This is a genomic window from Neobacillus sp. BP17, assembly GCF_059579525.1.
In genome coordinates this window covers 4,212,946-4,226,068 of record NZ_CM184198.1, presented here as the reverse complement: position 1 = coordinate 4,226,068, position 13,123 = coordinate 4,212,946, and the positions used below count along the sequence as shown (strand labels likewise).

Annotated in this window: 14 protein-coding genes; all 14 read left to right on the top strand. The window is 37.5% G+C overall.

Translation table 11 applies throughout. The features are described 5' to 3' along the window. Nucleotides 1–45 precede the first annotated feature (45 nt). Nucleotides 46–2,124, top strand: coding sequence for a peptidoglycan D,D-transpeptidase FtsI family protein (locus AC4QJR_RS20665; RefSeq protein WP_496526720.1), 2,079 nt, complete (start codon nucleotides 46–48; stop codon nucleotides 2,122–2,124). Nucleotides 2,125–2,320: 196 nt separating this feature from the next. Further along, nucleotides 2,321–3,238 (top strand): phosphate ABC transporter substrate-binding protein, encoded by a 918-nt coding sequence (locus AC4QJR_RS20660; RefSeq protein ID WP_496524035.1) that lies wholly within the window; start codon nucleotides 2,321–2,323, stop codon nucleotides 3,236–3,238. Between the two features lie 79 nt (nucleotides 3,239–3,317). After that, complete coding sequence (gene pstC / locus AC4QJR_RS20655; RefSeq protein WP_496524034.1) at nucleotides 3,318–4,238, top strand: phosphate ABC transporter permease subunit PstC; 921 nt, start codon at nucleotides 3,318–3,320, stop codon at nucleotides 4,236–4,238. After that, complete coding sequence (pstA, locus tag AC4QJR_RS20650; protein WP_098571114.1) at nucleotides 4,238–5,125, top strand: phosphate ABC transporter permease PstA; 888 nt, start codon at nucleotides 4,238–4,240, stop codon at nucleotides 5,123–5,125. Before pstC ends, pstA begins: the two co-directional genes overlap by 1 nt. Nucleotides 5,126–5,168: 43 nt before the next feature. Further along, nucleotides 5,169–5,963 carry a phosphate ABC transporter ATP-binding protein PstB gene (gene pstB, locus AC4QJR_RS20645; protein ID WP_496526719.1) on the top strand — a complete coding sequence of 265 codons (795 nt, stop codon included), beginning with the start codon at nucleotides 5,169–5,171 and terminating at the stop codon, nucleotides 5,961–5,963. A gap of 12 nt (nucleotides 5,964–5,975) precedes the next feature. After that, entirely contained in the window at nucleotides 5,976–6,749 is a 774-nt protein-coding gene (gene pstB, locus AC4QJR_RS20640; protein WP_496524033.1) for a phosphate ABC transporter ATP-binding protein PstB, read from the top strand. A 13-nt stretch (nucleotides 6,750–6,762) separates the two neighbouring features. Beyond that, the gene (gene phoU, locus AC4QJR_RS20635) at nucleotides 6,763–7,422 is read left to right on the top strand and encodes a phosphate signaling complex protein PhoU (RefSeq protein WP_496524032.1); all 660 of its coding nucleotides are present in this window, start codon (nucleotides 6,763–6,765) and stop codon (nucleotides 7,420–7,422) included. 218 nt (nucleotides 7,423–7,640) lie between these two features. After that, the gene (locus tag AC4QJR_RS20630) at nucleotides 7,641–8,249 is read left to right on the top strand and encodes a hypothetical protein (protein ID WP_496524031.1); all 609 of its coding nucleotides are present in this window, start codon (nucleotides 7,641–7,643) and stop codon (nucleotides 8,247–8,249) included. A gap of 105 nt (nucleotides 8,250–8,354) precedes the next feature. Then, entirely contained in the window at nucleotides 8,355–8,504 is a 150-nt protein-coding gene (gene rpmG, locus AC4QJR_RS20625) for a 50S ribosomal protein L33 (RefSeq protein WP_015594975.1), read from the top strand. 246 nt (nucleotides 8,505–8,750) lie between these two features. After that, nucleotides 8,751–9,317, top strand: a complete 567-nt coding sequence (locus AC4QJR_RS20620) for a 5-formyltetrahydrofolate cyclo-ligase (RefSeq protein WP_496526718.1) — start codon at nucleotides 8,751–8,753, stop codon at nucleotides 9,315–9,317. Then, the gene (locus tag AC4QJR_RS20615) at nucleotides 9,314–10,102 is read left to right on the top strand and encodes a DUF92 domain-containing protein (protein ID WP_496524030.1); all 789 of its coding nucleotides are present in this window, start codon (nucleotides 9,314–9,316) and stop codon (nucleotides 10,100–10,102) included. The genes AC4QJR_RS20620 and AC4QJR_RS20615 overlap by 4 nt, the downstream gene beginning before the upstream one ends. A gap of 59 nt (nucleotides 10,103–10,161) precedes the next feature. Next, nucleotides 10,162–11,118, top strand: coding sequence for an L-lactate dehydrogenase (locus AC4QJR_RS20610; RefSeq protein WP_098571121.1), 957 nt, complete (start codon nucleotides 10,162–10,164; stop codon nucleotides 11,116–11,118). Nucleotides 11,119–11,188: 70 nt separating this feature from the next. Beyond that, entirely contained in the window at nucleotides 11,189–11,383 is a 195-nt protein-coding gene (gene yqgO / locus AC4QJR_RS20605) for a protein YqgO (RefSeq protein ID WP_496524029.1), read from the top strand. Between the two features lie 172 nt (nucleotides 11,384–11,555). Continuing rightward, on the top strand, nucleotides 11,556–13,118 hold the full coding sequence (locus AC4QJR_RS20600; RefSeq protein WP_496524028.1) for a rhomboid family intramembrane serine protease: 1,563 nt from the start codon (nucleotides 11,556–11,558) through the stop codon (nucleotides 13,116–13,118). The last annotated feature ends 5 nt before the right edge of the window (nucleotides 13,119–13,123 follow it).

The following is a 13,123-nucleotide window of genomic DNA, read 5'->3' as shown; positions in this document are numbered from 1 at the left end:
AATAAAAAGAAAAAAAAGAAGGAACATGTGCCGTTTCGTTTAAACATGTTATTCTTTGTGGTATTCATACTATTTTCTGTCCTCATTCTTAGACTTGGAGAATTACAAATCGTTTTTGGGGATGATTTTAAACGTGAAATTGAACGGACAGAAGATGTAACAGTCAATAACCCTGTCCCAAGAGGGAAAATGTTTGACCGGAATGGGGAAATTATTGTTGATAATACACCATTGAACGCGATTACTTATACGAAATATCAACAAACAACCCAAGAGGAAATGTTGGAAAGTGCAGCGAAATTGGCAAAAATTATTGACAAAACTGATGATGCAAAAAAAGTCCCTATTCGGGAAAGAAAAGATTATTGGATTACAAAACATCCCGAAGAAGCAAAAGCAAAAATTACTGATAAAGAATGGGCTCTCTATAAACAAAAGAAGTTAGATGATAAGCAAATTTATCAACTTCAGGTGGATCGAGTAACTGATGAAGAAGTGAAAAGTATTGTCGGTGAAGAGCTTGAAACTCTTGCGATCTATAGAGTCTTTAACAGTGGTTATGCCTTAACACCACAAATTGTTAAAAACAAAGACGTTACACCTGAAGAATTTGCGGTGGTCAGTGAAAACCTAGAAAATTTACCTGGTGTTGATACAACAACGGATTGGACGCGAAAGTATGTTTTCGGGAAGACACTAAAGTCAATATTAGGAGATGTTACTACCTCTGAGGCAGGAATTCCCAAAGAGCAATTAGAAAAATATATGGCCCGTGACTATAGCCGTAATGATCGAGTTGGAAAAAGTTATCTTGAATTAAAATACGAAGATGTCCTACATGGTCAAAAGGCAAAAGTGAAAAATGTAACAGATAAAACGGGAAAAATCCTTTCAACAGAAGTTGTTTCAGAAGGTAAAAGAGGTAAAGATCTTGTTTTAACGATTGATATGGATCTTCAGAAGAAGGTAGAAAATATCATCGAAGAAGAAATGTGGAGTGCAAAGCAAAAACCAAATACAGCCCTTCTCGACCGTGCATTTGTCGTTTTAATGGATCCTCATACCGGTGAAGTCTTATCACTGGCTGGAAAACAAATTAGTAAAGATAAAAAAGGTAAAACAGTCATGAATGACTTTGCCGGAGGAAATATTACGACTTCTTACAATGTGGGGTCAGCAGTAAAAGGAGCTACGATTTTAACTGGTTATAAAACAGGGGCCATACAACCAGGCACCACACTACTTGATGAGCCTTTGAGAATTGCTAGTTCTCCTGTAATGTCTTCATGGAGAACATTTGGCCGGATCAATGATTTAAGGGCACTGCAGGTTTCATCCAACGTGTATATGTGGAAAACAGTTATTGCAATGGCGGGTGGACAGTATCGAGCAAATCAACCATTACCACTCGATTATTCAGCCTTTGATACGATGCGGCAGTCATTTAGTCAGTTTGGATTAGGAACGCGAACAGGAATTGACTTGCCTAATGAAATGAGCGGCTTTCCAGGTCCGGAAAGAACGCCTGGTTTACTCCTTTTCCTATCAATTGGTCAGTATGATACGTATACCCCAATCCAACTCGCGCAGTATGTCTCCACGATAGCGAATGGTGGTAATCGTATTCAGCCCCATTTAGTGAAGGAAATTCGAGAGCCAGTAATGGAAAATAACGAGTTGGGCCCGATTGTCGAGGAAATCCAACCTAAAGTATTAAATCGATTGGATATGAAGGAATCATGGATTAATCGAGTGCAAGAAGGTTTTCGAATGGTCATGCAAGTTGGTGATGGGACGGCAGTCAGCTACTTTAAGAGTGCAAAATATAGCCCTGCAGGAAAAACCGGAACAGCACAGGCGTTTTATGATGGTTCTGATAAATCAAAGCGTGGGACGCCAGTAATGAATCTAAGTCTCGTCAGCTTTGCACCTGCAAATGATCCAGAGGTAGCCATGGCAGTGGTCGTACCATGGGCATATCAAGGAAACAGCGGTCCAAGTATTAATAACCTAATAGGGCGAAGAGTCTTGGATGCTTATTTTGATTTAAAAAAAGAGCGTCAAGAAAAGGATAAAAAATCAACATCTGAACAAAAGGAAGAAACCACAAGTAATAACGAGTAAACTCAACATCCCTAACACCTGTCTCTCAAGTCGGAGACGGGTGTTATTTTTTTATTCATGATTTACAAAAACTCAATATTCATTTACATAACCTTTACACAAGATTAAAACTCAGTTAACATTTTAGCTTTATTCTTATACATGTAAGGCAGAACAAATCAAAAACAAACTTAAATTCACAGGGGGAATTAAACCAATGAAAAGTTATAAAAAAATTGGTCTAGCACTTACTCTAGCAGCATTAATGGTACTTGTTGCTGCATGTGGTGGAGGAGCTTCTACTGATAAAAATGAAGGAACTTCTAATAAAGATAGTAAAAATGCTGAACTTTCGGGCTCGTTAACTGTTTCAGGTTCCTCTGCGATGCAGCCATTAGTTGCAGCTGCTGCTGAAGAGTTTATGGCTGAAAATCCAAATGTCAATGTTCAGGTAAATGCGGGTGGATCTGGTACAGGCTTATCGCAAGTTGCTGAAGGGTCTGTTCAAATTGGTAACTCTGATGTATTTGCTGAAGAAAAAGAAGGAATCCCTGCTGACCAGCTTGTTGACCATAAAGTAGCTGTTGTGGGCATGACTGCTGCTGTTAACCCTAAAGTTGGTATTAAAGAAATTAAAAAGGCGGATTTAATTAAAGTTTTCACTGGTAAAATTACAAACTGGAAAGAACTTGGCGGTGCTGATCAAAAGATCGTTCTAGTAAACCGTCCAGACTCTTCAGGTACACGTGCAGTATTCAATAAATTCGCCCTTGATGGAGCAACACCTGCGGAAGGTATTACGGAAGATTCATCAAACACAGTTAAAAAGATTATTAATGAAACTGATGGTGCAGTTGGTTACCTTGCATTCTCATACTTCACTGACGATTCTGTCACACCACTTGCTATTGATGGAGTAGAACCAACAGAAGAAAATGTACAATCTGGACATTTCCCGATTTGGGCTTATCAACACTCTTATACAAAGGGCGAGGCAACAGATCTTGCCAAAGCGTTCCTTGACTATTTAATGTCTGATGATATCCAAAACACTTTATTAAAAGAACAAGGATATCTTCCTGTCACAAAAATGAAAGTAGAACGCGATGCTGAAGGGAATCAAAAAGACCTATAACAACAGGTTGAAAATAAAAGGGTAAATGCAAGTAGGCGTTTACCCTATTATGACGTATTTTAGGGGTGTTTGGTGCATTATGGAAAAATTAGAACCTGCAAAAGCTAGATTATTAAAGTCTAAGAAAAATTGGCTGGATGGGGAAATACGCGGGAGAATTCTCGTTATCCTATGTGCTGTCATAATGATATCTGCAACCATCTCAATCACCATTTTCCTAGGATCAAAAGGGTTACAATCCTTTATTAAAAATGGTGTAAGTCTTATTGAGTTCATAACCAGTACACACTGGAATCCTACAAATCTAGCAAAACCGGAATATGGGGCATTACCGTTTATTTTTGGATCCTTTGCGGTAACCTTTTTATCAGCTTTGGTTGCAGCACCATTAGGGATTGGCGGAGCGATTTTTATGACGGAAATTGCACCCTCATGGGGGAGGAAAATTTTACAGCCTGTCATCGAGCTTTTGGTTGGAATTCCATCGGTTGTTTATGGTTTCATCGGGCTTACAGTATTAGTTCCCTTTATTCGGGAGCATGTGGGCGGACTGGGTTTTAGCTTGCTGTCTGGAACGATTGTTTTATCTATCATGATTTTGCCAACAGTAACAACAATTGCAACAGATGCGATGAGTTCACTGCCTAAAAATCTTCGTGAAGGTTCGTATGCTCTTGGCGCTACTCGCTGGCAGACGATTCGAAAAGTATTAATACCTGCCGCATTACCTACCCTCTTAACTGCTATTGTTCTTGGTATGGCAAGAGCATTTGGAGAGGCTCTTGCGGTACAAATGGTTATTGGTAACGTAAGAGACTTGCCAACAAGTTTATTAGATGCTTCAGCAACCTTAACAACTATTATTACTCTAAACATGGGTCATACAACCTATGGCAGTGTAGAAAATAATACGCTTTGGTCAATGGGCTTAATATTATTAATCATGTCGTTTGCGTTTATTCTCCTTATTCGCTACCTATCATCAAGGAGGAAAATGTAATGAACAGTAAAACTGCAGATCGAATTGCTACAGGCGTATTTATTACCATTGCAATCATAATCATTTCTATTTTAGTTGGCTTATTTTATTATATTTTGGTTAATGGACTTAAACATATTTCTCTTGAATTTTTAACCACTCCATCAAGCAATGTACGTGCTGGTGGGGGCATTCGTGACCAATTATTCAATTCGTTTTATATATTATTTATTACGATGTTAATCGCCCTTCCGTTAGGAATAGGCGGGGGGATCTATATGGCGGAATACGCTAAGCCAGGAAAAATTACTGATATGGTTCGTTCCTGTATAGAAGTTTTAGCTTCGCTGCCATCTATTGTTATTGGGATGTTTGGTTTATTAATGTTCGTTAATTTAACAGGCTGGGGCTACACCATTTTGGGAGGAGCTTTAGCATTAACTGTTTTCAACTTACCGGTAATTGTTCGTGTAAGCGAGGATGCTATTCGTGCAGTCCCGAGAGAGTTGAAAGAAGGAAGTCTAGCATTAGGGATTACTAAGTGGCATACGATAAAAACTGTTTTATTACCAAGTGCTTTTCCGTCTATTTTAACAGGAGCGATTCTTGCTGCAGGGCGTGTATTTGGGGAAGCTGCTGCGCTATTATTTACTGCTGGTCTTTCAACACCAAGACTTGATTACGCAAACTGGAATCCATTTTCCCCTCAATCACCATTAAATATCTTTCGTCCGGCTGAAACGCTTGCTGTTCATATTTGGTCCGTAAACACACAAGGGTTAATACCTGATGTTGAGGAAGTTTCCAATGGGTCAGCTGCTGTTTTAGTTTTATCGGTATTAGTATTTAACTTACTTGCTAGGTGGATTGGAAGTATGATTCATAAGAAAGCTACTGCATCTAAATAAAAGGCGGGGAGATAGAATGGTTACAACATTTGAGGAAAAGGAAATGGTAAACCAAGCTGTTCGGTCAAACAGTCAATTACAAAATGACTTAATCCTAGAGGTAAATAATTTAGAAATATTCTATGGAGAAAAACGAGCAGTAAATGGAATTTCAATCGATATAGAAAAAAATTCAGTTACTGCTCTAATCGGTCCGTCAGGTTGTGGTAAGTCGACTTTTTTAAGAAGTATTAATCGAATGAATGATCTCATTCCCGGTGCAAGGGCAGAGGGAGAAATCATTTATGAAGATCTTAATATCTTGTCGGAGCAAATAGATGTTGTTGCTCTCCGTAAGGAAATTGGGATGGTTTTTCAAAAACCCAACCCGTTTCCAAAATCAATTTATGAAAATATTACGCATGCCCTTAAGTTTGCTGGTATCAAGAAGAAAAGCGAACTGGAAGAAATTGTAGAAGAGAGTTTGAAAAAGGCAGCATTATGGGAAGAGGTAAAGGACAGGCTTCATAAATCTGCACTATCCCTTTCAGGCGGGCAGCAGCAGCGTCTTTGCATTGCTAGGACGATTGCTATGAAACCTACAGTCATGCTTCTTGATGAGCCATCATCGGCGCTGGATCCGATATCCAATGCAAAAGTGGAGGATTTAATCGTTGATTTAAAAAAGGAATATTCAATAATCATCGTTACCCATAATATGCAGCAGGCATCTCGTATTTCCGATAAAACTGCTTTCTTTTTGAGTGGTGATATCATTGAATATGATTATACTGAAAAGATTTTTACCAATCCATCTGTAAAAAAGACAGAGGAATATATCTCTGGAAGGTTTGGATAAGGAGGAAAAGTTGTGGAAACTTCAACATTAACCAGACAGGTTTTTGATATAAAAGATCTGAATTTATGGTATGGTGAGCATCACGCATTAAAAAACATCAATTTTCCGATAAACAAGAAAGAGGTTACTGCAATCATCGGACCTTCGGGATGTGGTAAATCTACATTTATTAAAACACTAAATTTGATGATTAATATGGTCCCAAATGTAAAAATGACGGGCGAAATTAACATTAATGGCCAAAATATATTAGATAAGAAAGTGGATCTCGTCGATCTACGCAAACACGTAGGAATGGTTTTTCAGAAGGGAAATCCGTTTCCGCAATCTATTTATGATAATGTTGCTTATGGACCAAGAGTACATGGGATCACAAAAAAGACGCATCTAGATGAAATTGTCATTAAATCACTAATGGATGTGGCGTTATGGGAGGAAGTAAAGGATCGTTTACATGCTCCTGCATTAGGACTATCAGGGGGACAACAGCAAAGGTTATGTATTGCTAGAGCACTGGCGACCAAACCAGAAGTGATATTAATGGATGAGCCAACATCTGCGTTAGATCCAATTTCGACGCTAAAGATCGAAGAGATGATATTAGAATTAAAAGAAAAATACACGATTGTAATTGTAACCCACAACATGCAGCAGGCATCAAGGGTTTCAGATAAGACTGCATTCTTTTTAATGGGTGAATTAATCGAATTAGATTCAACATCGACAATTTTTTCAAATCCAAGAGACGAACGGACTGAAGGATACATTACAGGAAGATTCGGATGATGAGGTGTCTACTATGAGTACAAGGGCAATTTTTGATAACAATTTAAAAGAGTTGAAAGATTTGCTTTTAACAATGGCTGAAAAATCGGAGCATGCAATCAAGGAAGCGATGATTGCTCTTATTAATCAGGATATGGAAAAGGCTAACCAAGTTATCGATGGTGATAATGAAATCGATGATTTAGAATACGAAATAAATGATAAGGCATTATTATTAATTGCAAGACAATCACCCGTTGCGACGGATCTAAGGAAAATAAATGTAGCTTTAAAAGTATCATCTGAGGTTGAGCGATTTGCAGATATAGCAGTAAATATTGCTAAATCAGCATTGCATATTGGTAATGAAAAACACTTTAAAGAAATCATTGATATCCCAAAAATGATGGAAATGGCCTTGGAGATGGTTTCAGATTCGATTAAGGCTTATTATTCAGAGGATATTACGGTTGCAAAAAAATGTGCAGAAAAAGATGATGAAGTAGATAAAATGTTTGGACGTTTAATACAAGAATTGTTGAGTCATATTCCACAAAATCCACATGCAACAAACCAAATTATTCAATTGGCATTTGTTTGCAGATATATCGAAAGAATCGCAGACCATTCAACGAATATCGCAGAACATGTCATTTACCTCGTGACAGGAACCCGAGTTAATTTAAATGCCTAAAGGATCATAGAGTTGTAAAAGATAAGGAGTTTTTTGCCTTATCTTTTTTTAATAATAGGAAAAAGTTATGGGCCTCAAAGTTTCCAAAAAACGACAATTTGTGTTTATTGTGCGCGGTAGCAACTGGTGGTACGATTAAATTATCATTTATTATGAATAATTTGAAAATTACTTCATATGCAAATGAACCACTATAATGAATAAAAAGGTGTAATTAGATGAATATAATTGAACCGCAACAAAAAAAAATTAGCCCCCTTTTTCCACAGGAAACACTTCAGTTTATTCCTGGTTTATGGGTAAACGGAAAGTACGTTTGGCTCCAAGATTGTAAAGAAAAGGTTTTACATAACGAAGAAATAATAATCAAAGTGAAAGAAGAGCAGCTTCACTCGAAAATTCGATATTCAAGCGTTTATATTAGTAATCACAGCAAGGAAATGAAAGAGATTCATGTTTTGGCCATGCACTACTATCCAATTGTTATTCAAGACAATCTTGCCTTTGTATCACCGGTAGATAAAAGAATCTTCCATCATGCCAATAATAATATTTATCTGGTAAATGGAGAACATAATGGAGTTGGAATGAAGGAATACACAGCCATGCCACAATGGAAGGTTTTTACTGATCAAATATGGAATTCGCTTCATAAAGGGAGCCTAAATTACCTGCCAATGGCAAAAACTCCCGCTTCTAGTATTTTTTCGATAAAAATGTCGTTAGATCCGCAGGAGAATGGAAAAATGAACACGTGGACGATTACCGGGTCTAATAAAAATGAATTACTCTCTTTGGAGCAAGTACTTTTAAAGCAAGCGGAATGAAAGCAATAATTATCTAAAAAAAACATACTAGCATTTCCTTTTAAAAAATGATATTATGGATAAGTCGTATGAATGAAATGCTTAATTGTTTGGAGGGAAATAAACATGCGCGTGAATATTACATTAGCTTGCACTGAGTGTGGAGATCGTAACTATATTTCAACAAAAAATAAACGTAATAATCCAGATCGTCTTGAGCTTAAGAAATATTGCCCAAGAGAAAAACGTACAACAGCACACCGTGAAACAAAATAAGCAGTAGGGCTTCCTGCTGCTTTTTTTGTTGTCTAAAAATTGGATGTGTTAAGCTTTTATTTATTTGGAACTCTGATGATTGCAGTGGAAGGCACGAAGACTCCTGCGGGAGGACGGGGCAGGGGAGACCCCGCAGGAGCGCAGCGACGAGGAGGCTCCCCGGCCCGCCCGCGGAAAGCGAAGTGCCTGGAGCGGAAATCATCAGGCAACTTTAGCAGAGCCTAAAAATTAGGGGTGATACCTGTGATGAATAATAAAGTGTCTATTCGTAAGGATATGAAAGAGAAACTTTCCAGTCTTACAAAACCTTTATATGAACATTATTCAAATAATATAGCTTCCAGGCTTTATGAAGATCAAGATTGGAAACAAGCACAAGTGATAGGTCTAACCATATCAAAAAAGCCAGAAGTTGATACCTATCAAATTATTGAGAGAGCATGGGAATTAGGGAAACAAGTGGTTGTCCCAAAATGTGACCCCAAAGAAAAGAAAATGACTTTTAGAGCAATCACTGATTTTTCTCAACTTGAAACAGTATTTTATGGTTTACTAGAGCCAATTGAGGCATTAACAAATCAAATGAACGCTGATAGGATTGACTTAATCATAGTTCCCGGTTTGGCCTACACACGAGAAGGCTACCGTTTGGGTTTTGGCGGAGGGTATTATGATCGTTATTTACAAAATTACCCGGGTAAAACCCTATCACTTGCCTTTGCTGAGCAGTTGGTTCCACAATTACACGTAGAGGATCATGATATTCCTGTTTCAAAAATTATTACAAACGATGAGGTTATCAAAATAAAATGATTGTAACCATTATTATAGTGATTTTTATCCTATTAGGATCTGTTTCAGGATATCACTCTAAATCCTTGACTCGATCGGGTGCTTTGGCAGCTAGTATTGTTGGACTAGCTGTTTATTTAGGATTCGGGATAAATGGTCTTTACCTGCTTGGTGCTTTTTTTGCTTCATCAACTTTTTGGTCAAAATATAAGAGTAGTTCAAAGTACATAATAGAAGAAAAGTTGGCAAAAGGTGCTACAAGAGATTGGCGTCAAGTTGCTGCGAATGGTGGTGCTGCGGGGCTTTTCAGTATCATTCATTATTTTAATCATGATATGATTTGGTTAATTGGCTTTTTAGTGTGTCTTGCAAGTGCTAATTCTGATACATGGGCTTCGGAAATTGGCAGTTTAAGTAAACAAGACCCCTTATACATACGCACCTTTAAGCGAGTTGAAAAGGGGACATCTGGAGCGATTAGTTTTTTAGGAAGCGCGGCTTCACTTGCAGGGTCTTTTCTCATTTCAATTATAGGATTTTGGCTTTTTGATTTAGGTCTTTTTTTAACTTGTCTGGTGTTTTTATTTGGATATATAGGGAATGTCATTGATACGTTGATTGGGGCCTTTTATCAGCAGCTATATGTATGTGGGCAATGTGGTATTGAAACTGAGAAGAAGAGCCATTGTCAGATGCCAACCGCTAGAATAAAAGGTATGGTCTTTGTAGATAATGATATGGTGAATTTTCTTTCAGGCTTTCTTGCTTCGCTATTTGCAATCATAATCACGTTCTTAAATAAGTAGCTCAGCTTATCAATTGCACTTGATATAGTATTATTATACTTTCAAATGGAGGAATGGTCATGGTAAATCGACGAGTAAATAGGGTTGCCCTCATCGGAACCGGGTTTGTTGGCTCAAGCTATGCTTTTGCACTATTAAATCAAGGAATTACGGAAGAACTAGTCTTAATTGATTTAAATAAGGAAAAAGCAGAAGGAGACGCGATGGACCTAAATCATGGATTACCGTTCTCTCCATCACGAACAAAGATATGGTTTGGGAGTTACCAGGATTGTGGTCAGGCTGATCTTGTCGTAATTACAGCAGGAGCTAATCAAAAGCCAGGGGAGACACGGCTTGACTTGGTTGAAAAGAATACAAGAATCTTTAAAGGAATTGTGGATGAAATTATGGCAAGTGGTTTCGACGGTATTTTCCTTGTGGCCACAAATCCAGTAGATATTTTAACATATGCGGTTTGGAAATTTTCAGGGTTGCCAAAGGAACGGGTAATTGGTTCAGGGACGATTTTAGATACAGCGCGATTTCGTTTTTTGTTGGGAGATTACTTTGATGTGGACACCCGAAACGTGCATGCTTATATCATCGGAGAACATGGCGATACAGAATTGCCTGTGTGGAGCAATGCTGAGATTGCTGGAACTTCCATTAGTGATTGGTCAAAAAACAAAACTGGTTTTAAGAAAACAGATCTTGATCAAATTTTTCTAAATGTTCGGGATGCAGCCTACCATATCATTGAGCGAAAGGGTGCAACCTATTATGGAATTGCTATGGGTCTTGTCAGATTGACCAAAGCGATTCTCCGTGATGAAAATTCAGTCCTCACTGTTTCCTCGTATTTAGATGGAGAATATGGACAAACCGATATTTTTATTGGCGTACCAGCCGTAGTTAATCGTGAGGGAGTTAGACAAGTGGTTGAACTGAATTTAAATCAAGAAGAGCAAACAAAATTCGAGAATTCCGTTAATGTATTAAAGAAAACAATGGAGCCTGTCTTTAAGAACTATTAATAAGAATTCAATCATTTTAATTGGATAATTTAATCGTCATCATCACAAAATAGAAAAAGGAGGGATGATGATGTCTCGAATACTAACATCCATATTAATGATTGGTTCGATAGGGTTTTTGGTTTATAAGTATAAATTCCGACTGATTAATGTCCTGCTGGGATCTGGTTGGATGCGCAGAATTGCTGTAGGATCAATCATGAGTTTTCCAGGAGTAAAGCAAAAAATGATGCAATCGATGTTTGGAAGACCGTCTGAATGGTGAAAACCACAGATGGTTTTTTGTTTTGATTTGGAGAGTTAACTGCAAAAAATAATCAACTTGTTTAATTATTGTAACGAGAGATTTCGTTTATAATGAAAGTTATAAGGGATAGACGAATAATATGAAAGCAGATTTGCCTAAAGCTTATTCTTACATAGGAAGTTGGGGGGATATGAGTAATAAAGAAGGATTCATTTTTTGGAATTTGGCCTATTCATTGATATCTGATCATGGTTATCGTATTATTCAGTTATTTGAAAATCAAAAAGAATTATGGCTCGAAAAGCTTGAAAATAAAAGAGCACCTATCATTCGCATGCTGCATCATAATTTGGATTGGAGTAATGCCATGCAGCGGGATATTGAGTTTACTGCTGCCAATGGAGAAAAAGTTCGAAAACAAATTGGTCGTCATGAGTTGAAGGTTGTTAACATCTACGTCAGTCAATTTCCACCTGTTGATGAATACGAATTTCGACTTACAAAGCCTTTTGTCCATTCAGATGCAAAAAAGACTATGGTCACCTCGGTCCTATTTGCACAGGGACAATACGAGGAAGGCTTCAGACATTTATCCGAGAGGCTATCGCTTGATATTTCTTTTGCAATAAATGAAAACTATTCAGAAGAAGATGTTGAGTTAATGAAGAAAGCAGCCTTAGATTATGCAATAAAAAAAGTAAAGACGGAGCGAGCGATTTTATTAAGTGGTAAACCATTCTTCACTTATGTATTTATCGCAATCCAGCTTACTGTTTTTTTCTGGCTTCAAGTACATGGTGGCAGCACCAATACATCCACTTTGATTAAATATGGAGCAAAAGTTAATCAATTGATTGTTGATGGGGAATGGTGGAGATTTATTACGCCAGTTTTTCTTCATATTGGTTTTGTCCATCTAGCGATGAATACACTAGCTTTATACTTTCTTGGTATAGAAGTAGAAAGAATTTATGGCAGTATTCGGTTTTTAGTGATTTACTTATTTTCTGGAGTTATAGGCTTTGTTGCTAGTTTTATCTTTAGTGCGAACTTATCAGCAGGGGCAAGTGGTGCAATTTTTGGCTGTTTTGGCGCTTTACTTTATTTTGGAGTTATTTACCCGAAATTATTTTTCCGAACAATGGGAGTAAATTTGCTTGTTGTGCTAGGAATTAATTTGATGATCGGGTTCTCTGCATCTGGAATAGATAATGCAGGACATCTAGGCGGATTGGTTGGGGGATTCCTTGCCGCTGGTGTTGTCCACTTGCCGAAGAAAAAAAAGTTACTGTTGCAAATGTTATTTTTAATTGCATCTGCAGCATTGTTGTGGGGTTCTTTATTGTATGGTTATAGTGCATCTGGAAAAGCTCATGATGAAAACTCCAGTTTGTTAATGGCACAGGAATATATAAAACAAAACAATTATGATAAGGCATATACCGTATTAAAGGAATCTGAAAAAAATGCAGTGAATGTATCGGAGAGAACTTATTTTCTCTTATCCTACGTAGAAATTAAGAAGGATATGCTCTCTGAAGCCAAGGTACATTTGGAAAAGGCAATAAAACTAGATCCAAGTTTTGATGAGGCGTTTTATAATTTAGCTCTTATTAACCTAGAACAAAAAGAGTTGGAAGAAGCTAAAGAAAATATACAGCAGGCTAAGAAGCTTAATCCGAAACAACAGGATTATGCTGATTTACTACAAGAGATTAATCACCAACTCCAATCTTCCAATAATGGGGAGTAGAATTG

Excerpts from the sequence above, each read along its gene's own strand:
- AC4QJR_RS20665 (WP_496526720.1), top strand. The coding sequence starts at position 46 with ATGTTATTCTTTGTGGTATTCATACTATTTTCTGTCCTCATTCTTAGA.
- AC4QJR_RS20660 (WP_496524035.1), top strand. The coding sequence starts at position 2,321 with ATGAAAAGTTATAAAAAAATTGGTCTAGCACTTACTCTAGCAGCATTA.
- pstC (WP_496524034.1), top strand. The coding sequence starts at position 3,318 with ATGGAAAAATTAGAACCTGCAAAAGCTAGATTATTAAAGTCTAAGAAA.
- pstA (WP_098571114.1), top strand. The coding sequence starts at position 4,238 with ATGAACAGTAAAACTGCAGATCGAATTGCTACAGGCGTATTTATTACC.
- pstB (WP_496526719.1), top strand. The coding sequence starts at position 5,169 with ATGGTAAACCAAGCTGTTCGGTCAAACAGTCAATTACAAAATGACTTA.
- phoU (WP_496524032.1), top strand. The coding sequence starts at position 6,763 with ATGAGTACAAGGGCAATTTTTGATAACAATTTAAAAGAGTTGAAAGAT.
- AC4QJR_RS20630 (WP_496524031.1), top strand. The coding sequence starts at position 7,641 with ATGAATATAATTGAACCGCAACAAAAAAAAATTAGCCCCCTTTTTCCA.
- rpmG (WP_015594975.1), top strand. The coding sequence starts at position 8,355 with ATGCGCGTGAATATTACATTAGCTTGCACTGAGTGTGGAGATCGTAAC.
- AC4QJR_RS20620 (WP_496526718.1), top strand. The coding sequence starts at position 8,751 with ATGAATAATAAAGTGTCTATTCGTAAGGATATGAAAGAGAAACTTTCC.
- AC4QJR_RS20615 (WP_496524030.1), top strand. The coding sequence starts at position 9,314 with ATGATTGTAACCATTATTATAGTGATTTTTATCCTATTAGGATCTGTT.
- AC4QJR_RS20610 (WP_098571121.1), top strand. The coding sequence starts at position 10,162 with ATGGTAAATCGACGAGTAAATAGGGTTGCCCTCATCGGAACCGGGTTT.
- yqgO (WP_496524029.1), top strand. The coding sequence starts at position 11,189 with ATGTCTCGAATACTAACATCCATATTAATGATTGGTTCGATAGGGTTT.
- AC4QJR_RS20600 (WP_496524028.1), top strand. The coding sequence starts at position 11,556 with ATGAGTAATAAAGAAGGATTCATTTTTTGGAATTTGGCCTATTCATTG.